Source organism: Streptomyces venetus, from assembly GCF_039540295.1.
Lineage (GTDB): Bacteria > Actinomycetota > Actinomycetes > Streptomycetales > Streptomycetaceae > Streptomyces > Streptomyces venetus.
In genome coordinates this window covers 35,498-59,235 of sequence record NZ_BAABET010000004.1, presented here as the reverse complement: position 1 = coordinate 59,235, position 23,738 = coordinate 35,498, and the positions used below count along the sequence as shown (strand labels likewise).

General features: G+C 72.7%; 20 protein-coding genes and 1 pseudogene. 6 read left to right on the top strand and 15 right to left on the bottom strand.

Features of this window, described 5'->3' with window-relative positions:
- The first annotated feature begins 113 nt into the window (after nt 1-113).
- The gene (locus ABEA82_RS14020; RefSeq protein WP_345661779.1) at nt 114-1,097 is read left to right on the top strand and encodes an aldo/keto reductase; all 984 of its coding nucleotides are present in this window, start codon (nt 114-116) and stop codon (nt 1,095-1,097) included.
- A 15-nt stretch (nt 1,098-1,112) separates the two neighbouring features.
- Here ABEA82_RS14020 and ABEA82_RS14015 read toward each other — a convergent pair whose 3' ends face one another.
- Entirely contained in the window at nt 1,113-1,460 is a 348-nt protein-coding gene (locus tag ABEA82_RS14015; protein ID WP_345661778.1) for a hypothetical protein, read from the bottom strand.
- 149 nt (nt 1,461-1,609) lie between these two features.
- Here ABEA82_RS14015 and ABEA82_RS14010 point away from each other — a divergent pair, with 149 nt between their 5' ends.
- Nucleotides 1,610-2,107 (top strand): DUF6328 family protein, encoded by a 498-nt coding sequence (locus tag ABEA82_RS14010; RefSeq protein WP_345661777.1) that lies wholly within the window; start codon nt 1,610-1,612, stop codon nt 2,105-2,107.
- Nucleotides 2,108-2,182: 75 nt separating this feature from the next.
- Here ABEA82_RS14010 and ABEA82_RS14005 read toward each other — a convergent pair.
- The 3 genes and pseudogenes from ABEA82_RS14005 to ABEA82_RS13995 all read right to left on the bottom strand — a co-directional run.
- Nucleotides 2,183-2,740, bottom strand: a pseudogene (locus tag ABEA82_RS14005) (DUF2238 domain-containing protein); the annotation flags it as partial.
- Nucleotides 2,741-2,822: 82 nt separating this feature from the next.
- On the bottom strand, nt 2,823-3,248 hold the full coding sequence (locus ABEA82_RS14000) for an SsgA family sporulation/cell division regulator (protein ID WP_345661776.1): 426 nt from the start codon (nt 3,246-3,248) through the stop codon (nt 2,823-2,825).
- Nucleotides 3,249-3,310: 62 nt separating this feature from the next.
- Nucleotides 3,311-4,351 (bottom strand): hypothetical protein, encoded by a 1,041-nt coding sequence (locus ABEA82_RS13995; protein ID WP_345661775.1) that lies wholly within the window; start codon nt 4,349-4,351, stop codon nt 3,311-3,313.
- 149 nt (nt 4,352-4,500) lie between these two features.
- Here ABEA82_RS13995 and ABEA82_RS13990 point away from each other — a divergent pair, with 149 nt between their 5' ends.
- Nucleotides 4,501-5,193 (top strand): hypothetical protein, encoded by a 693-nt coding sequence (locus ABEA82_RS13990; protein WP_345661774.1) that lies wholly within the window; start codon nt 4,501-4,503, stop codon nt 5,191-5,193.
- Here the strand turns inward: ABEA82_RS13990 and ABEA82_RS13985 are convergent.
- On the bottom strand, nt 5,090-6,061 hold the full coding sequence (locus ABEA82_RS13985; RefSeq protein WP_345661773.1) for an LLM class F420-dependent oxidoreductase: 972 nt from the start codon (nt 6,059-6,061) through the stop codon (nt 5,090-5,092). The genes ABEA82_RS13990 and ABEA82_RS13985 overlap by 104 nt on opposite strands.
- Before the next feature lie 73 nt (nt 6,062-6,134).
- Here ABEA82_RS13985 and ABEA82_RS13980 point away from each other — a divergent pair, with 73 nt between their 5' ends.
- Entirely contained in the window at nt 6,135-7,568 is a 1,434-nt protein-coding gene (locus ABEA82_RS13980; protein ID WP_345661772.1) for a serine hydrolase domain-containing protein, read from the top strand.
- Here ABEA82_RS13980 and ABEA82_RS13975 read toward each other — a convergent pair.
- From ABEA82_RS13975 to ABEA82_RS13960, 4 genes are all read right to left on the bottom strand, one after another.
- Nucleotides 7,560-9,206, bottom strand: a complete 1,647-nt coding sequence (locus tag ABEA82_RS13975; protein WP_345661771.1) for a serine/threonine protein kinase — start codon at nt 9,204-9,206, stop codon at nt 7,560-7,562. The genes ABEA82_RS13980 and ABEA82_RS13975 overlap by 9 nt on opposite strands.
- A 340-nt stretch (nt 9,207-9,546) precedes the next feature.
- The gene (locus ABEA82_RS13970) at nt 9,547-10,638 is read right to left on the bottom strand and encodes a polyprenyl synthetase family protein (RefSeq protein ID WP_345661770.1); all 1,092 of its coding nucleotides are present in this window, start codon (nt 10,636-10,638) and stop codon (nt 9,547-9,549) included.
- Entirely contained in the window at nt 10,635-11,702 is a 1,068-nt protein-coding gene (locus ABEA82_RS13965; RefSeq protein ID WP_345662348.1) for a tetratricopeptide repeat protein, read from the bottom strand. The genes ABEA82_RS13970 and ABEA82_RS13965 overlap by 4 nt, the downstream gene beginning before the upstream one ends.
- A 183-nt stretch (nt 11,703-11,885) precedes the next feature.
- The gene (locus tag ABEA82_RS13960; RefSeq protein ID WP_345661769.1) at nt 11,886-12,563 is read right to left on the bottom strand and encodes an AIM24 family protein; all 678 of its coding nucleotides are present in this window, start codon (nt 12,561-12,563) and stop codon (nt 11,886-11,888) included.
- Nucleotides 12,564-12,800: 237 nt separating this feature from the next.
- Between ABEA82_RS13960 and ABEA82_RS13955 the strand changes: the two genes are divergently transcribed.
- Entirely contained in the window at nt 12,801-14,057 is a 1,257-nt protein-coding gene (locus ABEA82_RS13955; RefSeq protein WP_345661768.1) for an SGNH/GDSL hydrolase family protein, read from the top strand.
- 24 nt (nt 14,058-14,081) lie between these two features.
- Here ABEA82_RS13955 and ABEA82_RS13950 read toward each other — a convergent pair whose 3' ends face one another.
- The 4 genes from ABEA82_RS13950 to ABEA82_RS13935 are packed head-to-tail and all read right to left on the bottom strand — an operon-like array spanning nt 14,082 to nt 20,512.
- Nucleotides 14,082-17,000, bottom strand: coding sequence for a helix-turn-helix transcriptional regulator (locus ABEA82_RS13950; protein ID WP_345661767.1), 2,919 nt, complete (start codon nt 16,998-17,000; stop codon nt 14,082-14,084).
- A gap of 43 nt (nt 17,001-17,043) precedes the next feature.
- Nucleotides 17,044-17,397: a UBP-type zinc finger domain-containing protein gene (locus ABEA82_RS13945; RefSeq protein ID WP_345661766.1), complete on the bottom strand. Its 354-nt coding sequence runs from the start codon at nt 17,395-17,397 to the stop codon at nt 17,044-17,046.
- Nucleotides 17,394-18,839, bottom strand: a complete 1,446-nt coding sequence (locus tag ABEA82_RS13940) for an ATP-binding protein (protein ID WP_345661765.1) — start codon at nt 18,837-18,839, stop codon at nt 17,394-17,396. Before ABEA82_RS13940 ends, ABEA82_RS13945 begins: the two co-directional genes overlap by 4 nt.
- Nucleotides 18,836-20,512: an NAD(P)/FAD-dependent oxidoreductase gene (locus ABEA82_RS13935; protein WP_345661764.1), complete on the bottom strand. Its 1,677-nt coding sequence runs from the start codon at nt 20,510-20,512 to the stop codon at nt 18,836-18,838. Before ABEA82_RS13935 ends, ABEA82_RS13940 begins: the two co-directional genes overlap by 4 nt.
- A gap of 200 nt (nt 20,513-20,712) precedes the next feature.
- Between ABEA82_RS13935 and ABEA82_RS13930 the strand changes: the two genes are divergently transcribed.
- On the top strand, nt 20,713-21,594 hold the full coding sequence (locus ABEA82_RS13930) for a universal stress protein (RefSeq protein ID WP_345661763.1): 882 nt from the start codon (nt 20,713-20,715) through the stop codon (nt 21,592-21,594).
- A 13-nt stretch (nt 21,595-21,607) separates the two neighbouring features.
- On the opposite strand, the gene ABEA82_RS13925 is transcribed toward ABEA82_RS13930, so the two are convergent.
- A complete protein-coding gene (locus ABEA82_RS13925; protein ID WP_345661762.1) occupies nt 21,608-22,840 on the bottom strand; it encodes a DUF4032 domain-containing protein in 1,233 nt (410 codons plus the stop codon).
- A gap of 41 nt (nt 22,841-22,881) precedes the next feature.
- Nucleotides 22,882-23,628: an MBL fold metallo-hydrolase gene (locus tag ABEA82_RS13920; protein ID WP_345661761.1), complete on the bottom strand. Its 747-nt coding sequence runs from the start codon at nt 23,626-23,628 to the stop codon at nt 22,882-22,884.
- Between the last annotated feature and the right edge of the window lie 110 nt (nt 23,629-23,738).

Genomic DNA, 23,738 nt, shown 5'->3' with positions numbered 1-23,738 from the left:
CACGTGACGTGTTCCTGCCGATCGTATTCACTCGTGTGAGTGAATCGGTCGGGAGCTGCCGACCGGATCCGGATGTTCCGCGCGCGGCCGTGACGAATGACAGACTGACGCCCATGGACGAGCGCACATTCGACAGGTCGGGTCAGCACGCCTCCGTCATCGGTCTCGGTACGTGGCAGCTGGGTGCCGACTGGGGCGACGTCGACGACAAGAGAGCCCTCAGGGTGCTGGAGACCGCGGCCGAGTCCGGGGTGACCTTCTTCGACACGGCCGACGTGTACGGCGACGGCCGCAGCGAGCAGACCATCGCCTCGTTCCTCAGCGGCAGGCCGGACCTGCACGTCCTGGTCGCCACCAAGATGGGCCGCCGGGTCGACCAGATCCCCGGGAACTACGTGCTCGACAACTTCCGCGCCTGGAACGACCGCTCCCGGCGCAACCTCGGCGTGGACCGCGTCGACCTGGTGCAGCTGCACTGCCCGCCGACGCCCGTCTACTCCATGGACGAGGTGTTCGACGCGCTGGACACCCTGGTCGAGGAGGAGCGCGTCGCCGCGTACGGCGTCAGCGTCGAGACCTGCCAGGAGGCACTGACCGCGATCGCGCGGCCCAACGTCGCGAGTGTGCAGATCATCCTCAACCCGTTCCGCATGAAGCCCCTGCGCGAGGTGCTCCCGGCCGCGCGTGCGGCGGGCGTCGGCATCATCGCCCGCGTCCCGCTGGCCTCCGGCCTGCTGTCCGGCAAGTACACGCGGGAGACGGTCTTCCCCGAGAACGACCACCGCACCTACAACCGGCACGGCGAGTCCTTCGACGTGGGCGAGACCTTCTCCGGCGTCGACTGGGCCACCGGTGTGGAGGCGGCCGCCGAGTTCGCGGCCCTTGCCCCCGAGGGGTACACCCCGGCCCAGCTGGCCCTGCGCTGGATCATCGAGCAGCCCGGCGTGACCACCGTGATCCCCGGCGCCCGTTCGCCCGAGCAGGCTCGGGCCAACGCGTCCGCCGCCCGACTGCCCAAGCTGCCCGGCGAGACGACGGCGGCGATCCGCGACCTCTACGACCGGCGCATCAAGGACCAGGTGGAGTCCCGCTGGTAGAGGAGACGGTCCCCGTCACGGCACGAGGAGCAGCTGCCTCTCCTGCTCCTGGTCGCCGGAGGCGACCCCGTCGTCCCGGGCGGTGAAGACCCGGGTGAGCGTGTCGCTCGCCCGTCGTACCGCCTCCGGGGAGCCCTGCACGGTCACGGTCACCGGCGCCGACAGGCGCTCGCCGCCCTCCCCGGTGCTCCCTCCTGCGCCCGCGTCCGTGTCGCTGTCGAAGGTCGCCATGTGCACCGTCGCCTTCTCGTCGGCGGGAAGCTCGTCCGGCGCCCCGAACGTTCCTTCCAGCGCCCGGACGACCGCGCGTGCGTCGTCGGCGCCCCCGCCGCTGAGCGTCACGGTGAGCTGCGTACCGGACATGCGTCCACGACCTCCTCGGGCTGTGCGTCAGGTCGCCGTCCGTGTAACCGCCCGCCGTTCCCTCAAACCGCCGCGCCGGCCGGGAGGACGGCCGCTTACGGGGAACTCGCGGCACAGAAGCACATCGGGATTCACACCGGGGAGGAACCGTGGCGGACGCGGCAGAGGGCGCGGTCAGGCGCCGGGGGCGCAACGAGACGGAGGAGGAGAGAGCGGACCGGATGTGGCAGGAGCTCATCCAGGAGGTCCGCGTGGCCCAGATGGGCGTGCAGATCCTTTTCGGATTCCTGCTCACCGTCGTGTTCACCGAGAAGTACGACACTCTGACCGACACGGATCAGACGATCTATCTCGTCACGGTCGTCCTCGGCGCGTGCGCGACCGGCGCGCTGATCGGGCCGGTGTCCCTGCACCGCCTCGTCTCCGGGCGGCGCATCAAGCCCCAGGCCGTGCGGGTGGCCTCCCAGCTGACGCTGCTCGGCCTCCTGCTGCTGCTCGCCACGACGACCGCGTCACTGCTGCTGATCCTGCGCGTGGCGACGCACGACGGCTTCGTGCCCTACCTGGTCGCCGGTGTGGTCGGCTGGTATCTGCTGTGCTGGTTCGTCCTCCCCCTGTGGATCCGCTACCGCCACACGTCGGAGTGACAGCTTCACCAGCTGCCGGTCGTGCACGCGGCCCAGCAGAAGCAGTGACGAAATCGCCCCGATCAGCGCGCAGAACATGTCCCACTGCGTGTCCCACACATCGCCCTGGGTGGCCAGGAAGGCGTCCGCGGCGTGCCCGCCGGCCACGGCCGCCGCCCACTCGAGCATCTCGAAGACGGCACTGAAGGCCAGGCACGCGCAGACGGTCAGCGGCGCCAGCCAGCGGCTGCCGCGCAGCGGCGAGGTGCGCACCAGCAGCTCCCGCACCAGTACGGCGGGGACGAAGCCCTGCATGAGGTGCCCGAACCGGTCGTACGGATTGCGGTCCAGGCCGAAGGTGTCCCGGACCCAGTCGCCGAGGGGCACCTCGGCGTAGGTGTAGTGGCCGCCCACCATCAGCACGACGGCGTGGGCGGCCAGCAGGCAGCACAGCAGGTTCGTCAGCGGGAAGCGCCGCCACACCAGCACGAGCAGCGGCAGTCCCACGACGACCCAGACGGTCTCCAGGAACCAGGTCGTACGGTCGTGCGGGCCCCACGCCGACAGCGCCAGCACCGCGAGCACGCCCCAGGCGAGCGCGGCGGGCAGCGACAGCCGTGGGACTGGACGACGCACGTCGGATACGGCGGCCATGGTGGGCTCCTCTCGTGGCAGCCCATCGTCGCGGCCGGGGCGAGCCCTCCGCATGAGTACCGCTACTCAGCTCTCCCGCTGATCAGCTCCCGGCGATGACGTCCGCCAGGAAGTCGTCGACATGGACCTCCTCGCGGCCCGGCCGCACGATCTCGTAGGTCTCCCGCAGGAACGCCGCGAACGCCGGGGCCCACGCGAACACCACCGCGTGGTGACGGCCGCCGTCCGGACGGGCGTCCCCGAGGAACTCCATGCGCAGCTCCTGCCACATGCCCCGGGACTCCGGCCGCATCCGCACGTCCCCGATCCCGACGGGGCGCCGCAGCGCGTCACCGAGCATCTCCCGGTCCAGCTGCCACCGGGCGAGGACGCGGCCGTCGTGGCTGAAGACCACGGTGACGGCGAAGGGGTCCGTGGTGTCGTAGCTCAGGTGGGCGAGCACGGAGAAACGGTCCGTGTCGCCCGCCTGGAGCTGCACCACCAGGGTCTTGTGCACGAAGGAGTTCACGAGAGGGCCTCCGGTAAGAACCGACGTAGAGCCCTCTAGTACCCCTCACACGCACAAGATGCTCAGCCCTCCGGGTGATTCGCGCGGGCTCCGCGCAGGGACGCGATGCAGACGGCCACGGCCTGCTGGAGTTCCTCCAGCCGCTGGACCATGTCGTCCTCGTAGAAGTCCCCGGCGTCGTCGAAGGTCAGCTCCTCGAACACCTTCGTCGCCTTCTGCAGGCTGCTGTAGAACTTCGTGCGCCGCTCCTGCACGCGCAGGCCCGGGTCGGTCTCCACGGCCTCGACGACGAGGGACTTCATGGTGTCGTAGGCCTCGGCGGCCCATTCCCCGGAGTCCTCGCCCTCGTCCAGCTCGTCGATGAGCGACAGGTGCCGCTCGGCCTCCTGCCGCAGCTCGACGGGCGCGTCGACGGTCTGCCCGGCGGGCGTCTTGATCTGCCCCGACTCGGCGATCTGCCGCACGTACCCGATCCGGTCGGCCGCCCTGCTCTCGCCGGCGACCGCCTTCTTCAGCTCGTCGGTGCGCACCACGTCACGGGCCAGCTCGGCCTGGAGGTCCGGATCCTCCCGGACCCGGTCCAGCAGGGCCTGGCGGGCCGCCCGGGCGGTGGAGGGGTCGGCGAGGATCGCGGCCCGCAGGGCGGTGGGGTTCTCGGCGACCTCCAGCGCCTTGGTGGGCCGGATGCCCTCAGCCTCGGCGGCCTCGGTGATGGCGGTACCGCGTTCGGAGGTGGCGCTGTTGCGGGAGACGTAGTAGCTCAGCCACACGTCGGCGTCCGGCAGCTCCACCTCCTGACCCGGCGTCAGGGCCTCGAACTGCGGGACCAGCCCGTCGTCGGCCGCCCGGTCCCACGCCTTGTAGTAGCGCATGACCCGGTCGGGGGAGCACCCGGCGAGCTCCGCGAACTCCTTCGCGGACACCTTCGGCGTCTCGTCCGCGCCCTGCCCTCCGGGCCGGACGCTGCGCGCCACCTTCAGCCCGAAGGCCCACCCTCCGGTCCGGGCGTACGCTCCGAACTCCCGCGCGTCCCGCGCGACCGGGTCGCAGACGGGCGCGGGCGGCGCGGGGGACGTCTCGGGCGGGGTGAAGGCTACGGTCACGGACGACTCTCCTGGGACGGGGCAGGTCGGGGTGCACGAGGTGCGGACGGAAGCCTATCGGCATCCGCCGACCCGCTGTTCACCGTCTGCGCAGGCCAGGGCCGTAAACCGGTTTCCCCGCCGGTCGCGGGTGCGCGAGGATGCGCACCATGGTGCGACCCGAGGTCGGTGCGGCGCCGCGCCGCTGCGCCCGGTGCGGTGGACTCGAGTACGGCGGTGCCCCCGCCTGTGCCGCCTGCGGTGAACTGGTGGACGGCATCGTCGAGGGGGAGTGGGCCGCCTTCCTGCGCCGGTGGGACGTCTCCGGCGCCGGGCAGGAGAAGGCCCTGGCCGAGATGGTCGCGGCCGAACCCGACCGGCACGACTGGCGGGTGGTGGACGCCGCCCTCGACCGGCTGGTGTGCCCCGACTGCGGCGACCGGCTCGCACGCGGCCCGGCCGGCTGTCCCTCCTGCGACCTGGCGCACGGCTTCCGCTACGCCGCGATCGAGACGGACCGGCCGGCTGTTCCGCCGGGCAACGAACACGCGATCCGGGTCAACGTCTCGGTGGTGCGCAGACCGCAGGGCAACTCCGCGACCGAGGTGCTCGTCAGACGCCTGCTGCTGCCGCTGCTCCTGGTCGGGTACCTGCCCACCACCGAGGAGGCGCAGCGGATCAGCGCCGTCGTGAAGAAGAGCCCTCCGGCGCGGAGGGCTCAACTCGTCGAACAGGTCGTCGAAGCGCTGGCGGCGGACTTCAGCCGAACGCGTCGCGCAGCGCGGGCAGCAGGGTCTTCTCCGACCAGTCCAGGTACGCCGGCTGCGACTCGCCGCCGATCTGGACCAGGGCGACCTCGGTGAACCCGGCCTCGGCGTACGGGCGGACGGCCTCCACGAACGCCTCCGGGTCGTCACCGCACGGGATGGCACCGGCGACGTCGTCGGGCCTGACGAACTGGGTCGCCGCCTCGAAGGAATTCGGGTGCGGCAGCTCCGAGTTGACCTTCCAGCCGCTGCCGAACCAGCGGAACTGGGAGTGGGCACGCTCGATCGCGGCGTCCCGGTCGGGGTCGTAGCACACCGGCAGCTGGCCGACCCGGGGCTTGCCCTCACCGCCGTGCCGGTCGAACGCCTCCAGCAGATCTGCCTTGGGCTCCGTGGCGATCACCAGGTCGCCGAGCCGGCCGGCGAGCTCGCACGACTGCTCCCCGGAGACGGCGACACCGATGGGCGGCGCCTCCTCCGGCAGGTCCCACAGCCGGGCCGACTCCACGTCGAAGTGCGTGCCGTGGTGGTTGACGTGGCCACCCTTGAAGAGGGCGCGGATGATCTCCACGGCCTCCTCGAACATCTCGTGCCGTACGTCGACGGCCGGCCAGCCGCCGCCCACCACGTGCTCGTTGAGGTTCTCGCCGGAGCCGAGCCCCAGCCGGAACCTGCCCTCGGACAGCAATTGCAGCGTCGCCGCCTTCTGCGCCACCACCGCGGGGTGGTAGCGGAACGTCGGGCACGTCACGTACGTCATCAGCGGGATACGTGACGTGGCCTGGGCGGCCGCGCCGAGCACCGTCCACGCGTAGGGCGAGTGACCCTGCGAACGCAGCCACGGGAAGTAGTGGTCCGAGGTCACCGAGAAGTCGAAGCCCGCCTCCTCGGCCCGCACCACATGGTCGACGAGCTCCCGGGGGCCGGCCTGCTCGGTCATCATCGTGTATCCGATTTGCACCATGGCCGTCGAGTCCCCTGACAAGGGGCCGGAAAACAGCTCGATCAAGGTGCGCTCGGAGGGGCAGGATGCCCCCATGAGCGCCTCTGACCTGCCCACCGGCAGCCCCGCCGCCCAGGGGGTCGACGCCTTGGGCGTCCACGCCTTTCTGGACGCCCTCGAAGCGGCCCCGGAGATCGAGCCGCACAGCCTGATGATCATGCGGCACGGACACCTGGTCGCCTCCGGCTGGTGGGCGCCGTACACCCCCGACCGCCCCCACCTGCTGTACTCGCTCAGCAAGAGCTTCACCGGGACCGCCGCCGCCCTGGCCGAGGCCGAGGGCCTGCTCGACTTCGACGCGCCGGTGATCTCCTACTTCCCCGAGTTCGAGGCCGACATCACCGACCCGCGCAGCCGGGCCATGCTCGTGCGGCACGTGGCGTCCATGTCGAGCGGCCACGAGAAGGAGACCGTCGACGAGGCCTACCGGACGGACCCCCTGGAGCCGGTCCGCGGGTTCCTGCTGCAACCGCCGGACCGCGACCCCGGCACCGTCTTCGCCTACAACCAGCCCGCCACCTACACGCTGGCCGCGATCGTCCAGCGGGTGACCGGGCAGCCGCTCACCGCGTATCTGCGACCCCGGCTGCTGGATCCGCTGGGCATCGGCGAGGTCTCCTGGCGGCGCGACCGCACCGGCCGCGAGATCGGCTTCAGCGGGCTGCACGCCACCACCGACGCCGTCGCGCGGTTCGGTCAGCTGTATCTGCGCGACGGCGTCCGGGAGGGCGAGCGGCTGCTGCCCGAGGGGTGGGTGTCCCGGGCCGCGCGCCCGCACATTCCGACCTCCGGCGCGATGGGTGACGCGGACCGGCAGGACTGGGACCGGGGCTACGGTTTCCAGTTCTGGATGTCCCGGCACGGCTTCCGGGGCGACGGCGCGTACGGCCAGTTCTGCCTGGTGCTGCCCGAGCACGACGTGGTCATCGCGACGACCGCGGCGACCGAACGGATGCAGGACTTCCTGAACCTCGTCTGGGAGCACCTGCTGCCCGCCTTCGGCCCCGGGCCCCTGCCCGGCCGGGAGGCCGCCGACACGTCCCTGCGGGAGCGCCTCGCGGGCCTCGCGCTGCCGCCCGCCCCGGGCAGGCCCGCACCCCCGGACCGGGCCGAGGAGTGGTCGGCCGCCGAGTTCGCGTCTTTGCAGGGGGACGGTCCGGCCCGGGCGGCCCGGCTCGTACCGGACGCCGGCGGCTGGACGCTCAGGCTCACGGAGGGCGAGGACCGGCTCGATCTGCGGATCGGGGCGGACGGCTGGACTGTGGCGGAGGAGCCGCTCCCGACCGCGGTGAGCGGCGGCTGGACCGATTCCGGCACGCTGGCCGTGGAGGTGACGTTCCTGGAGACCCCGCACCGCCTGGCGCTGACCTGCTCCCTCGCGGAGCGTACGCTCACCGCGCGCTGGCGCACCCAGCCCCTGCACCCCGGCCCGCTCACCTCCCTGCGCGCGCCGCGCGGCTCAGTCTGAGCCCGGCCGGAAGGTCTTCAGGACGGTCCGCAGTGCCTCCTGGTTCGCGGCGTCCTTCCAGTCGGCGTCCGGGGCGCTCCAGCGCAGCGAGAAGCTCCGGCCCCCGCCGAGCAGGAAGCCCCTGCCGAAGGTGTGCGTCCGGATGTCGCCGACGTCCGCCGTCCACTCCATGTCGGCGGCCTCGAGCCCCTGGTACGTCGTCGCGCGGATCTCGCCGATCCGCCGGTAGTCGCCGGACCGCTCCAGGTTGGGTTCGACCTCGTCCCGCCACACGGCCACGGGGTCCGGGCCCACACCCTTGCTGTAGGTGACGGCCAGCGTGCGGTCGTCGCCGTCGGCGCCGAAGACGACCCGGTACCGCAGATCGCCCTGGCGGTCGGTGTCCAGCCGCTTCCAGCCCTCGGGCAGCGCGACGGAGAAGCCCTCCGGCGCTTGGTAGCGGTGGAAGCCCGGCGGCAGGGCCGTGGCCGGGGCGGACGCTGTGGGCGTGGGCGTGGGGGACGACGGGGTGGGCGTGGGCGAGGAGGGGCTCTTGGTCGGACTCGGCGCGCCGGACGGACCGGTGCCGTCGCCGCCGGTGGGCTCGCCCGGCGTGGCCGCGGAGGCCGGTGGCCGGGCCGGCGAGTCGGACGCGTCGCTGCCGGAGTCGCCGCCGGGCAGCCCCTGCGTCGCGGCGAGCACGGCGACCGCGACCGTGACGACGGCCAGGGCGGTCCCGGCCATCATGGTCCGTCTGCTCCACGCCGGGCTCCCCGGCCGGATGGCGGCGTACGCGCCCCGCAGCCGCGGAGCCGGAACCGACGCCAGGCCCGCCTCGGGGTCCTCGCTGAGGGCACGGGTCAGCGCCTCACGGACCACCGTGCGGGTCAGCCGCTCCCGTGAGTCCTTGCGCAGCAGCCCTTGCACGACCTGCGTCAGCGGCCCGGCGCGCATCGGTGTGCGCAGCGGCAGCCGGTCCACGCCCTTCAGGGTGTTCTCCGGACGCCCGCGGTCCCGGAACGGCGGGCGCCCCTCGACCATCGTGTACAGGATCGCGCCGAGCGCCCACAGGTCGGCCGCCGGCCCGATGCGCTCGTCACGGGCCTGCTCCGGCGAGGCGTACGCGAACGCCGTGAGCCGGGGCGCCAGGGTCGCACCGGCCAGGCCGAAGCCGGTGACGACGATCGAGTGGTCCTCGCGCACGAACACCTGGCCGGGGCTGAGCTCGCCGTGGGTGATGCCCTCGGCGTGCGCGGCGTCCAGTATGTCGAGCAGTTCCAGGCCGACGCGGGCGGCCCGCACGTAGTTGAACGTGCCCTGCTCCGACAGGAGCTCACCGAGGGGAGTGCCGTCGATCCACTCGTTGACGGTCCACAGGGTGCCGGCCTCCTCGACGGCGTCCACGACCGCGGCGATCCGGCCGGGGCTCAGCAGCGCCATGTTCTCGGACGTGCGCAGCAGGCGGGCGGCGGCCCGCCGCTCGGTCTCGTACGCGTTGTCCGGAAGCCCGACCTGCATGACGACGCACGGCCGGGAGATGTCGCCGGTGCCGAGGTCCTCGGCGTACCAGCAGATGCGGTTGGTCTCCCGCTGGATGATCTCGAGCAGCCGGTACCGGCCGGCGACCAACTGGTGTGTGGAGACGTGCGCCCTGCCCATGGCCATCCCTCGCTGGAAACCTGGCTCTCACCTTTTCCAGAAGTACGGGGGATGAGGCGTGCCGCGTTCAAACGGATCGCAACTCCGCGGTCATTCTTGTCTTTTATTCAAGAGTGGGGAGCAAGTGTGCGAGAGAAAACGGTCTTTCGCGGGCTCAGCGGCGGCTCAACTCGGCCGCCTCGGGCCGCCGAAGGGTGAGCGAATTCGCCGGCCGAAGCCCGGGGATTCGCAAATCCCGGGCTGGCCTGGTGGTAACCGGGGGTAAATACGAAGCTGTCCGACGGCTGAACTCGAACCCCTCCGACGAATTCGGCGGCCGATTCCCCGGGGGGCGGTCGGCTCAGAGGTCTCGTCGGACCAGGAAGCCGAGCAGTGCGCGCAGTTCGGCGGCAGCCCCGGCCTCCAGCGGCACCCCGGCGAGCGCCGTGTCGATGAGGGCGATATGACGCCGGGCCTCCGCCATGGCCGCCGAACGGCCACCCGCCTGCTCGATCAGCTCCGCAGCCTCACCGGGCGCGTCACCGGCCTCCAGGAGTGCGGCGATCCGGCCGCGCGCGGGGGAGCCCAGCGCGACCAGGACCGGGAACGTCTTCTTCCGCTCCCGCAGGTCGCCGTGGACCGGCTTGCCGGTGACCCGTGGGTCTCCCCAGATGCCCAGTACGTCGTCGACGATCTGGAAGGCGATCCCGAGGTGCCGGCCCACCCGGTCGAGGGCGGCGACCGTCTCGGGGGCGGCCCCGCCGAGCGCGGCGCCCAGCGCGGCCGCGCAGCCCAGCAGGGCACCGGTCTTGTGCTCGGCCAGCGTCCGGTACTCCTCGGGCCGTACTCGTTCCGGCCCCGTCCAGGGACGGTCGGTGAACAGCAGGTCGTCCGCCTGGCCGCGCACCAGGTCGCCCAGCGCCGCGGAGAGCGTCCGCACGGCCCCGGCACCGCCCGGCTGCGCGGCGAGCGTCTCGACGGCCAGCGCGAACAGGGCGTCTCCGGCGAGGACCGCAGGGCCCGTGCCGTAGGCCTTCCACACGGCCGGGCGACGGCGCCGGTCCGCGTCGCCGTCCATGATGTCGTCGTGCAGCAGGGAGAAGGTGTGCACCAGCTCCACCGCCACGGCCGCGGCCACGCCCGCTCGCGCGGGTGCGCCGGCCGCCTCGGCACCGAGCACCGCGAGGGCCTGCCGAACGCCTTTGCCGCCGGGGGCGGCCACCGGGGCGCCGCCCACCTCGCACCAGCCGAAGGAGTAGGCGGCCATCTCGCCGATCCAGGGGTGCAGTCGCCCCACGGCTTCGGTGAGGGCGGGACGTACGAGCGCGCGGCAGCGGTCGAGGACCCGGTGCGCGTCGGCGGGGTGGCCGGGGTCGCTTTCGTGGCCCTGCCGCTCACCGTGCGGTGACGTGGCCTGCCGCGCCGTCTCCGCCGTCAGGGAGGACACCGTCACCGGGCCACCTCCGACGCCCTCGCCGCCGCGCCCCCGGCATCCGGTATGCCGAGCTCCTCGAACGCGCGAGCCACCATCTTGCGGGCGTGCTGGAGGCCGATCCGCTCCAGCGTGCCGGCGAGATCGGCCAGTTCGGCCGCCGTCTCGGCGTGATCGCGGCCCAGCCGGGCCCGGGACTTGGCGAGACCCAGCCGCGACAGGGCCTGACCGCGTGGTTCGCTCATGGTGCGGAACTCCTCGAGCGCCTGTTCGTACAGGGCGCGCGCCTCGGCGTAACGCCCCGCCCGGTACAGGACGTTGCCGCGCATCTTGTGGTTGTAGGCCAGCGCGCTGGAGAGCCACATCGCACGGCACGTCGTCTCCGCCTCGCTCAGCAGCTCCAGCGCCCGCTCGGTGTCCCCGTCGCGCACCGACACGACATCGGCCAGACCGCGCAGCGCCCAGGCGTGGCCGCGTCGGTCGTCGGCGCGTGCGGCGATCTCGGCGGCCTCCTCGAAGAGGGCGTACGCGGTGTCGTAACCCCCGGTGTTGCGGTGCATCTGCGCGATGCCCTCCAGCGCCCAGACCGTGTGCCGCGCCTCCCCGCGCCGCCGGGCCTCGGCGAGCAACTGCTCGTGGAGCCGGCCGACGGCCTCGTAGTCGCCCTGGATGCGGCCCGTCTCGGCCAGGCCGGCCAGTGAGTAGCCGCGTACGACGATGTCCCCGCCGCGTTCGCCCAGGTCGGCCGCGAGCTGGAGGAGCCGCCGGGCCAGGGGGAACGCGCCGCGCTGGCGGGCGAGCGTGCCGCCGCTCCACAGCGCCCAGGCCATCGCCCCGACATCCTCGGCCTGACGGGCGGCACGGTAACTCGCCTTCCAGGCGCGGTCCGCGTCCTCGACCCGGCCCAGCCGGCGGTGTGCCTCGGCCACCGCGAGTCCGGAACGCGCCACCTCGCCCGGACGTCCGGCGCGCTCGGCCGCCCTCAACTGCTCGGTGCCGGCTGCCAGGACGTCGGTCAGGGAGGAGTTGACGGACAGGGTGGTGAGGGCGCCCTGGTATTCCGGGGCGAATGCCTTGCCGTACATCGATGCCTTTCCGTCGGTGAGCATGTCGGTATACGCACCATGTATACACAGAGCGTATACATGACGTGCATAGCAGGCTGAAAACCTGCCCCGGCCACAAGGGCCAGGGCATCACCTGTTGCCGATCAAGACGACGACGGGTCGGACGGGGTTGCCTGTGAGGCGCAGATCACTGACAGGGTCTCAGTGCTGGCCGGCTTTCTGCGGTGCCGCCTCGCTCGGCCGCACGACGACGTATCCCTTGCCCTGGAGCATGAGTTGCACGGCCTCGCCGGAGCCGCCGCGCAGCATCGACCCGATGGACTGGGAGCGGTGCAGGGAGGTCTGGAGGCCCGCGGTCCAGCCGACGATCGCGTCGGTGTCCACGTACACCGGGTACTGGGGCGAGACGGGGATGACGAGCGGATTGCCCTCGCAGACCAGGCCCAGCCTGCCCTGTCCGGTGAAGACGCTGTTGAACAGGCCGCCGCCGGTGATGCCGGCGCCCTTCACGGTCGCGATGCGGTAGGACAACGTGGCGTCGAAGCAGAGCACGTTGCGGCCGTTGACCGTGAACTCGTCGCCGGGTTCGACGTCGACGACGAAGCAGTTCTGCGCCTCGTGGGCGAACCAGGCCTCGCCCTGCCCCCGCACCGCCATCAGCGGCAGACCCTCCCCGGTGACCGCGCGCTTGAGCATGCCGCCCACGCCCTGGCCCTTGCGCTCGAACTGGAGGTTGCCGCGGTAGGCGATCATCGCGCCCTGCCGGGCCAGCATCTCGCCGTTCACCGTGTACCGGACGCACTTGGCGTTCTCGACCGTCATGCCCGGTGCGACGGCCGGCTGCACGGTGTGCTCGCTTGAAAAAAGGTCACCCTTCATGCGGGCATCCTCGCCCGGAGCGTTCCCCTCCGCCAAGATCGCGCCCGCTCGAACCCGCGCCGACGGCACGGCCGCCCGCCGAGGCCACCCCGCACGGCGTCGGAGGCCGCACCGCTACCGTGTGGTACGCCGGGCGGGCACGGCGGGTCCGGTTCGCGCCCGGCGGCTCCGCGACCTCGCGGGATCCCGCCCCCCGACCCCTCCCGCCCACGCCCACCGGCCGAAGGAGCGCCCTCGTTGCCCCGCACCGCACGCCCCCGCCGCCGCACCGCCCTGGCCGCCCTGTCCACCTGCCTCGTGCTGGGCTGCGCGTCCGGCGAGATCCCGGGAGAGGAGCCGCCCCCCTCTCCCGGCGCCACGGCGCCGTCCGGCGACGGTGTGGTCACCTGGGCCTCCTCCGCCGACCGCGTCGGCGTGGCGGTCGACGGCCGCGGCTACCGGCTGGTCGTCCGCACCAGCGTCGGCGGCTCCGGTCTCCGGGTGCGGCTGTCCAACGCCTTCGGCGACCAGCCGGTGACGTTCGGGAACGTGCACGCGGGTCTCCAGCGCCGGGGAGCCGCGCTCGTGCCCGGCAGCAACCGGCGGCTCACCTTCGGTGGCGCCCGCTCCGTCACCGTCCCCGCCGGCGGCATCGTCTACAGCGACCCGCTGCCCGTCCGCGTTCCCGCCGCGAGCGCGCTCGTCGTCAGCCTGTTCGTGCCGCGGGCGGGAGGAGCGCTCACCGGGCACTGGATGGCGATGCAGACGTCCTACACCACCGACGGCGACCACACCGCGGAGGAGAGCGCGGCCAACTGGACGCAGCGGACCGGCTCCTGGTTCTACCTCGACGCCGTCACCGTGCGGCCCCGGCCCGCGGCGGGCGCCGTGGTGGCACTCGGCGACTCCATCACCGACGGCTGGCACTCCACGACCGACCTCGACCGCCGCTGGCCCGACCATCTCGCCCGCAGGCTGCGCGCGTCCTCCACGTCGGCCGTCAAAGGGGTGGCCAACGAGGGGATGGCCGGCAACCGGGTCCTGACCGACGGACCGGGGCAGAGCGCCCTGAACCGTCTCTCGCGGGACGTGCTCTCGCTGCCGGGCGTGCGCACGGTTTTCCTCTTCCAGGGGGTCAACGACATCAAGGCCGAGCCCGGTGCGACCGCCGACCGGATCATCGCCGGATACCGCAGGCTCACCGAGCGGGCCCACGCGGCCGGGAAGTGCGTCGTCGCCGCCACCATCGCCCCCTACAAGGGCTGGGGGGAATGGGACCCGGCGGGGGAGGCCGTACGGCGGCGGGTGAACGCGTTCATCCGCACCGGCGGCACGTTCGACGCGGTCACCGACTTCGACCGCGTCCTGCGCAGCCCCCGCGACGCCGAGCGGATCCGTCCGGCCTTCGACGGCGGCGACCATCTCCACCCCAACGACAAGGGGATGCGGGCCATGGCCGACGCCGTCGATCTGGAGAGCCTCGACTGCGAAGCCGGGCCGCACGGTCAGGGATAGGCGACCAGAAGACTCTGCGGGAGCTCAGCCGGACGCCGACGGCTCCGGAGCGATCAGCCCCTCCCTGTAGGCCACCGCCACCGCCTCACCACGGCTCGAAGCGCCCAGCTTGGCGAGGATGTTGGAGACGTGAACGCTCGCCGTCTTGCCGCTGATGAACAGCTCCTCGCCGATCCTCCGGTTGCTGCGGCCGAGCGCGAGCAGCCGCAGCACCTCCTGTTCGCGTGCGGTGAGCACACCGGCACGGTCGCCGGTGCACGTGGTGTCCGCCAGGCGGCCGCGCCGGACCAGCGCGTCGACCCGCTCCCGCAGAGGCAGGGCGCCGAGATCGTCCGCGGTCTCCCGGACGGCCCGGGCCTGCGCCACGGCTTCCTCGCGACGCCCGGCCGCCACCAGCGCCTCGGCGTAGCGCAACCGGCAGCGCGCCCGCTCGTAGACGTCGCCGTAGCCGAACGCCGTCACCACCTGCGACCATGCCGCCGCGTCCGGCCCCGACACGGCCCGGATCCACTCCGCCTCCGCGCGGGCCAGCCATGCCTGCCCCTCGGGTCCCTGGGGCGTGCCGTTGGCGCCGTGGGCGGCGGTGGCCCGCGCCAGTTCCACCAGTTCGGTCGCGACCTCCGTCCAGCGGCCGGCCCCGGCCTCGTCACCGGCCGACCGCAGACCGGCCGCCGCGTCGGCCACCGCGGACAACGCAAGGGTCGCGAGCCGGACCGTGACGTCCGGGCGGGTGCCCGCCTCGTCCGTCAGGGTCGTGACCGTGGACCGCATCCACCGCACCGCGTCCTCGGGATCGCGGCGCAGCCCCGCGGCATCGGTGAGCACGATGCCCGCGACCAGGGTGGCCATCCAGTCGAAGGGCCCCTCCAGCAGGGAACGCGCCCGGTCGGCGGCCGTGAGATCGCCGCGGGCCAGCGCCACGTACAGCGCGGGCCCGACCGTGTGACCGCCGGCCGCCGGCAGCACCTCCGCGTCGGCCGCCGCCGCGCGCACGCACTCGTCCCAGCGACCGAGGACATGCAGCACCACCAGGCGCAGATACCGCATCTCCAGCGGGTACGACGAGGACAGCAGCCCCGCGCGCCGGGCCCGGTCCAGGCCCTCGGTCAGCCAGGGCACACACTCCGCCAGGGCGCCGGACTCGTAACAGCCCATGGCCAGGTTGAACAGGGCGCGCAGCTCCACCGGCGCGTTGCCCGAACTCCGGGCCAGTTCCCGGGCCTTGAGCAGCCGCTCCTGGCCCTCCGGGCCGCGCCGCCCGCCGATGTCGCTGACGGCCAGCGAGATCAGCAGGTCCGCCTGGGCGTCGGTCACCCGCAGCCGTTCCGCCACCCCCAGGGCCCGGCGGGCGACCCGCAGCGCGGTCTCGTTCTCCCCGACGTGGCGTGCGGCCATGACATGGGTGGCCGCCGCCCACACCCAGGTACGCGACGGAGGATCCTCGGGGATCATCCCCAGGGCCTCGCTGCTGTAGGCGAACGCCGCCGTCAGGCTGTCCACGTTCAGCAGGTTCCCGGCGAGGGTGTAGCGGACCCGGGCGGCGAGCTCCGGGCCCGCGTCCTGACCGAGTTCGGCCAGCGCGGACCGGCTGAGGGAGACCGCGCGGTGCAGCTCCCCGGCGTGCGCGGCAGCCGCCGAGGCGCGCAGCGTCAGGGTCACCCGGTCGACGCCCCCGCCCGAGGGCCGGGCCCCGGGTTCCACCGCCGGCCACAGATCGAGCGCCGCTTCCAGATGCCGTTGCTCCTCGGCGGGCGCACCGACGCGCTGCGCGTGTTCGGCGGCCTCCAGGGAGGCGGCCAGCGCCTCGGCGAGGTCGTGGCTCTCCCGGTAGTGGTGGGCGCGCTCGGCGGCGCGTTCGGCGGTCCGGCCGTGCCCGGCGAGCAGCCGGGCGAACGCGCCGTGCAGCCGAGCCCGCTCCCCGGGCAGCAGATCGGCGTAGACGGCCTCACGGGCGAGGGCGTGCCGGAAGGAGTACGTGTCGTCGTCCCCGGCCACGAGGAGCTGCCTGCCCACCGCCTCGCGCAGCGCCGACTCCAGCTCCTCCTCGGGCAGCCCGACCGCCTCCCGCAGCACCTCGTGCTCCACCCGGCGCCCGGCCACGGAGGCGGTCCGCAGCACCTGCTGCGCGATGTCGGAGAGCTGCTCGAACCGGATCAGCAGCACATCGGCGAGCCCGCCGGGCACTCCACCGGACTCCGTGTCGGTGGCCGCGAGCAGTTCCTCCGCGTAGAAGGCGTTCCCCTCGGCGCGCTCCACGATCCGCCGGACAGTGGCGTCCGGCAGCGGCCGGTGCTCCAGGGCACGCACCAGCCGCGCCACGTCGGTATCGCCCAGCGGACGCAGCTCCAGCCGCTCCACGGCGGGCAGCCGTACCAACTCCGCCAGCAGCGGCCGCAGGGGATGCCGGCGGTGCAGGTCGTCGGCCCGGTACGAGGCGAGAACCGCCAGGCGGTGCCGGAGGACACCCCGGCCGAGCAGGAACCGCAGCAGGTCCCGCGACGACTGGTCGGCCCAGTGCAGATCCTCCAGCACGAGCAGCAGCGGGGCGACCTCCGCCGCAGCGGCCAGCAGCCCCGCCACCCCCTCGAAAAGCCGCAACCGCCCGTCCACGTCCCGCACGGCATCGGTCCCGGCCCCCAGCAGCCGCTCGACGACGGGATGAGCGGCGAGAGCGGCGGCGAACCGCTCATCGGCGGCGAGCACGCCGAGCACTTCGGTGAACGGCAGATAGGGCAGCCCGACGTCCCCGAGGTCGACGCAGTGCCCGGTGACGACGGTCATCCCGTCGGCCTCGGCCCGCGCGGAGACCTCGTTCAGGACCCGGGTCTTGCCCACGCCGGCGTCCCCGGCGACCAGCACGGCCCGGGCTTCACCCCCGCGCGCACGCTCCAGCACGCCGGAGAGCCGCTCCAGTTCGGCGTCCCGCCCGACCACGGGCGTCACCGACGAAGCCTGCGGCAACAGAACCAACCCCCCTTCCGGGCTCCTAGGCCCGCAACACCTTCGCCCAGTCCACCGGCACCCGCCCCGCGGGGCCCGGCGTCGGCTGATCCGCGGGATGACTCACCGGCGGGGCCAGCTCCGGCCCCGACTCGTACAACTCGTTCGTCCCGTAGTCCCAGTACCAGCTCTCACCCGGCTCGAAGCTCTGCACCAGAGGGTGCCCGGTCTCCCGGAAGTGCCCCGTCGCGTGCTTCGCGGGCGAACTGTCGCAGCACCCCACGTGCCCGCACCGCGCGCACCGCCGCAGATGGAACCACCATCCCCCGGCCGCTTCGCACTCGGCGCACCCGTTCCCGCTCGGCGGAACACTCGGGTCGATCCCGTTGTCGTCACTCATGAAGGCTCCTCCTCGACCGCGGTCAGCGGCAGCAGCACCTGGAACCGTGTGTCCCCCGGCTCCGACTCCACCTGGATGGTCCCGTGATGCTTGTTCACCACGATCCGCCAGGAGATGTCGAGCCCGAGCCCGGTCCCCTCACCCACCGGCTTCGTCGTGAAGAACGGATCGAAGATCCGGCCCCGGTCCTCCGGCGGAATACCGACGCCCGTGTCCCGGAACTCCACCAGCAGCCGGTCGTGATCCGGAGCGGTCCGCACGGTCAACGTCCCTTCGCCGCCCGCGCTGTTGATGGCCGCGACCGCGTTGTCGATCAGGTTCGTCCACACCTGGTTGAGCTCCGCCGGGTACGCCGGGATCCGCGGCAGCGTCCGGTCGTACTCCTTGACGACCCTGATCTGATTGCCGATCTTGCCCGACAGCATCAGCAGGGTGCTGTCGAGGAGTTCGTGCACGTCGGCGTTCTGGAACGGCGCGCGGTCGAGCTGGGAGTACTGTTTGGCGGCGTCGACGAGATGCGAGATGCGGGTGGTCGAGTCGTTGATCTCGTCCATCAGCAGTTCGGTCTCGACGGTGTAGTTGAGCCATCCGATCGCGCTGGTCAGCATCTCCTCGTCGACGGCCGCGGCGACCTGGTCCAGCCAGTCCACGTCGAGACCGGCCTGGACGAAGGTGGGCGCGATCCGCCAGCCCTCCGTGATCCCGTGGTCGTCGAGCCAGTCGGTGACCGTGTCCTCCCGGTCGGAGGCCTCCAGCGGACTCAGCGTGGGAGCCTTGGCGACGCGTTCGGCGGTCCGCTCCTGGATGTCGATGAGGTTGGACATGACCTCGGGGGAGTAGGAGCCCTGCGCGATGATCGCCAGCTTGTGGCGCATCTTGCCCACCCGCTCCCGCAGCGTCGCGGTCGCCCGTACGGCCGCGGCGGCGGGGTTGTTGAGCTCGTGCGTGAGCCCGGCGGACAACGAGCCCAGCGCCAGCAGCCGTTCACGCTGCCCGATGGCCCGCTGGGTGCTCTTGGAACCGAAGAAGAGCCCCTCCAGCAGATGCACCGCCATCGGGAACCACTCCTGCATGATCTCCGCGAAGGTGTCGGCGGGCAGCACGAAGAACCGCGTCGGTTCGGTGACGCGCATGGAGTTGTTGTAGACCTGCCGCACCCGGTCGCCCAGGTACGCCTGCATGGACCCGGCGTACACCCCGCGCTGCGAGGTCCGGGTCACCTCCACGTCGTCCCCGCCGACCCGGCGGTACAGCACGACGGTGCCCTCGAGCATCACGTAGAAGCAGGTGGCCGGCTCGCCCTCGGTGTACACGGGGCCGGGCTCGAACCGCTCCACGCGCCCGGCGGCGCACAGCCTGCCGAGCTGTTCCGGGGTGAGCTTCTCGAACAGGAACAGCGCCCCGATCTCCTCGGGGCTGCACGGTAGCGACTGCCCGCTCACGACTGCTCCAGATACCGGTGGACGAGCATCACGGCCATGGCTCCCTCTCCGACGGCGGACGCGACCCGCTTGGCGGACTCGGAGCGGGCGTCGCCCGCCACGAACACACCGGGCACGTTGGTCTCCAGGTGGTACGGCGGCCGGTCCAGCTCCCAGCCCCGCGGCGGCCGGCCGTCGGCGGTCAGGTCGGGCCCGGCGAGGATGAACCCGCGCTCGTCCCGCAGCACCGTGCCGTCCAGCCAGTCGGTCAGTGGGGCCGCGCCGATGAACACGAACACCCATTGCGTGTCGACCCGTTCGGTCGTGCCGCTGTCCACGTCCCGCAGGGTCAGGCGTTCCAGGTGGCCGTCGCCGTGCGCCTCCTCGACGACCGTGCGGCAGCGCACCTGGATGTTGGGCGACTCCTCGATCTGCTGGATCAGGTAGTGCGACATCGACGCCGACAGCGACGCGCCACGCACCAGCAACGTCACCGACTTGGCGCCCCGGGACAGGTACATCGCCGCCTGCCCGGCGGAGTTGGCGCCGCCCACGATGTACACGTCCTGCCCCTGGCAGGAGGGCGCCTCCGTCAGGGCCGACCCGTAGAACACCCCGCAGCCGGTCAGGTCCTCGCAGCCGGGCGCCGCGAGCTGGCGGTAGGACACGCCGGTCGCCAGGATCACGCTGTGCGCGGCGACCGCCGAGCCGTCCGAGAACCGTACGATCCGGGCGGCGCCGTTGACCTCCAGCGCGGTCACCTCGCGCGCGGTGAGGATCTCGGCGCCGAACTTCGCCGCTTGCCGCCGCGCCCGGTCGGTGAGCTGCGCGCCCGACACCCCGTCGGGGAAGCCGAGGTAGTTCTCGATGCGGGAGCTCTGCCCCGCCTGACCGCCCGTCGCGGACCGTTCCGCCAGCACGGTCCGCAGCCCCTCGGACGCGCCGTAGACCGCCGCGCCGAGCCCGGCCGGGCCACCGCCGATCACGACCAGGTCGTAGAAGTCGGCCGTCGGAGTGGTGGCCAGACCGACCCGGGCCGCGAGGTCGACGGCCTCCGGCTCGACCAGTGGCGTCCCGTCCGGAGTGACCACCACCGGCAGCCGCATCCCGTCCTCACCGGCCGCTGCCAGCAGGCGCTTGCCCTCCGGTTCGTCGGAGGAGTACCAGCGGTACGGCACCTGGTTGCGGGCCAGGAACTCCCGTACGTCCGAGGAGCGTGAGGACCAGCGGTGCCCGACGACCTTCGTGCTGGGCACCGGCCGGTAGTCGCTGGAGCGCCACGCCTGGAGCAGGTCGTCGAGGACCGGGTACAGCTTCTCCTCGGGCGGGTCCCACGGCTTGAGCAGGTAATGGTCGAGGTCCACCACGTTGATCGCGTCGATCGCCGCGTTGGTGTCCGCGTACGCGGTCAGCAGCACTCGCCGCGCGCCCGGGTACACGTCGAGAGCCTGTTCGAGGAACTCGATGCCGTTCATCTGCGGCATCCGGTAGTCGGCCAGGATCACCGCCACGAGATCGCCGCGCAGCTTCAGCTCCCGCAGCGCCTCGAGGGCCGACGCGCCGGACTCCGCGCGCACGATCCGGTACGACGCGCCGTAGCGCCGCCTCAGGTCCCGGGCCACGGACCGGGAGACACCCGGGTCGTCGTCCACGGTCATGATGACGGTCCGCGCCGTATCGGCGGCCTGTGCCATACGTCCCCCACACCGGGCGGTCGACTCACGACACGGCGTCCCCGGGGCACCGTGCCGCCCTCCGCCCATCGTATGTTCGATCGTCGCGCCGCGCTTCGATACGGAGATCGGCTCCGGCGGGGACGCGGCCGGCGGGACGCGTCGCCCCGGTAGGGAAGACTGGGCGGCACGCAGGGACCTTTTCTCAGGGAGGCAGCCGAATGACACGCCCGATCACCGCAGGGGTCGACGGATCGCAGGAGAGCCTCGCCGCCCTGGCCTGGGCGGCGCGGGAGGCGGTACGGCGCGATCTGCCGCTGCGGGTGGTGCACGCCTGGCGCCTCCAGTCGCAGGAGACGCTCGAAGCGGGGATCGAGGGGGACGCGGACAGCCAGGCCGAGTGGGTGCACGGCGCGGTGGCCGAGGCGGTCCGGACCGTCACCGAGCAGCACCCCGAGCTCGACGTGATCACCGACGTCCTGGAGGGCGCCGTCGTCGACACCCTGGTCGCGGCCGCCGCCGACGCCGAGTCGCTGGTGCTCGGCTCGCGCGGGCACGGGCCGATCGTCGGGTTCCTGCTCGGCTCCGTCGGCCAGCAGGTCATCGCCGGGGCCGGCCGGCCCGTGGTGCTCGTCAGGGCCGGTGACCAGCCCTCGGCCGAGGCCGCCGGCCGCGAGGTCGTCGTGGGGCAGCAGGGCGACCCGGAGGACAGCGCCGACGCACTGCGGTTCGCCTTCGAGACGGCCGCGGCGCGCGGCGCGACCGTCCGGGTCGTCCGCGCCTGGACGCTGCCGCCCGTGTTCGCTTACAGCCCGGGCTCGCTGAAGCTCGCCGACGAGGCCGGGGGACTGGAGCCGTACGAGAGGAAGGCACTGGCCGCCGCGGTCCGGCCGTGGCGGGAACGCTTCCCCGGCGTGCCGGTGGAGGAGCACGTGGAGATGGGCAGCGCGGGGCAGGTGCTGCTGTCGGTGGCGGGGACGGCCCAGCTGATGGTCGTCGGCCGCCGGGCGCACCGCACGGCCGTCGGCGCCCGGATCGGCTCGGTGGCGCACGGGGTGCTGCACCACGCGGACTGCCCGGTGGCCGTGGTGCCGCACACCTGACGCCGGCCGCTCCTCAGTCCGCCGTCGGCTGGAGCGTCTTGCGGGCCTTGGGGAGGATGTTGGTGATGTAGTCCTCGACGACCGCCTCGATGCCGATGTCCTGCTGGGCCCGCTCGGACATGTACCAGCGGTGTTCGAGGAGCTGGTGGTAGATCTCGGCCGGGTCCATGGCGCCGCGCAGCTCCGGCGGCACGGCCCGCACGGTCGGCCGGAACACCTCCCGCACCCAGCGGTGGGCCAGCACCTCGGGACGCGCGCCCAGGGGATCACCCGGGGCGTAGTCGTCCTGGGTGGCCATCCAGCTCTCCAGGTCGTTCAGCAGCCGCCGGGCCTGGTTCTCCTCCGTGTCGAGGCCGGTCAGACGCAGCAGCTGCCGCTGGTGGTGGCCGGCGTCGACGACCTTGGGCACAAAGCTGACCGTGTCACCGTTCGAGGCGTGCTCGATCTGCATCTCGGCGACGTCGAAGCCGAGGTCGTTGAGGCGGCGGATGCGGTGTTCGATGTAGTGGTACTTGCCGGCCGGATACACCGAGGTGCGGGTCAGCTCGTCCCACAGGCTGCGGTAGCGCGCGCAGATCTCCATGCCGAACTCGATCGGGTCCACCGAGGGGTGCAGCGCCCCGGACGCCTCCAGGTCCAGCAGCTCCCCGCTGATGTTGACCCGGGCGAGGTCCAGGTCGTACTCGCGCTGCCCGTCGCTGAGCCGCGGATGCAGATCGCCGGTCTCGGCGTCCACCAGGTACGCCGCGTAGGCGCCGGCGTCACGCCGGAAGAGGGTGTTGGACAGCGAGCAGTCGCCCCACGCGAACCCGGCCAGGTGCAGCCGCACCAGGAGCACGGCGAGCGCGTCCATCAGCCGGTGCATGGTGGCCGGCCGCATGGTCGTCTCGAACATCGAGCGGTACGGCATGGAACCGCCCAGGTGCCGGGTCACCAGAACGCTCTCCAGCGGGGCGCCGCTCGCGTCGAGGCGGCCCGTCACCACGGCCAGCGGGTCCACCGCCGGGATGCCGATCCGGTCGAGGTCCCGCAGCAGCTGGTACTCGCGCAGCGCGGGCCGCTCGGCCAGTTCCTTGACGGCGATCACCTCGTCACCGGCCCGCGAGTAGCGCACCACGTGCCGGGAGATGCCGCGCGGCAGCGGCACGAGGTACTCCTCCGGCCACTCCTCCAGGGGCACGTCCCACGGCAGCTCCAGCAAGAGCGCGGGATGCTCCGGGTTGGTCGCGCTGATCTGCAGTGCCATGAGCCGGGTGTCCTTGTCTCGCCGCCGATCGTCACATCAGATTAGAGGGCGCGATCCCGGGCCCGGAGCGCGGCGTCCCGCACCGGACCGCGGTGGACCGGCCCGTGTCCCGGCAGCAGCAGTTCGCCGTCCAGCTCCGCCAGGACGTCCAGGGAGGCCACGGCCCGCGGGCGTTCGTGGTGGAACATGTCCGGCAGCAGCTGCGGCCCCTCGATACGCGAGGTCGGATGCCCGCTGACCAGGGCGTCGCCGGAGATCAGCACACCGGTGCCCGGCACGTGGTAGGCGCAGTGCCCGTCGGTGTGGCCGGGCGTGTGCACCGGCACGGGCCGCCCCGGCAGGTCCAGGGCGCCGGCCGCCGGAAACGGCTCGGGGGCCGTGACCGGGTTGTGCGTCGTGCCGCCGGAGCGCAGGGCGTGCACGACCCACGGCAGCACCCCGGGGCGCCAGCCGTTCCTGAGCACCGTGCCGACGGACACCTGGTGCAGGAACTCCCGGCGCGCGTGCGGCACTTCGGCCTCGTGCAGGTACACGGGCGTGCCGTACGTGGCACGCAGGTACTCGGCGGAGCCCAGGTGGTCGTTGTGCGCGTGCGTGATCAGTACGGCCGCGACGGCCTCCGGGGAGCTTCCCACCTCCGCGAGCGAGGCGAGGACCTGCTCCCGGTCGCCGGGGTACCCGGTGTCGACCAGCGTGACGGCGTCCCCCTCGGTGAGGATCACCCAGTTCGTGTGGGAGCCGTGCACCAGATAGGTGCCGTCCGCGACGTGGTGTACGTCTGCCCGCATGTTCGCCCGCCTCGTGTGGTCCCGGCCCGACGGGAAAAGGAAAGCAGAACCCCCGGCAGGCAGAATGGCCGGGTCCGCTGGGCGGTCTCTCGGGGCGGGGCCGTTCGGGC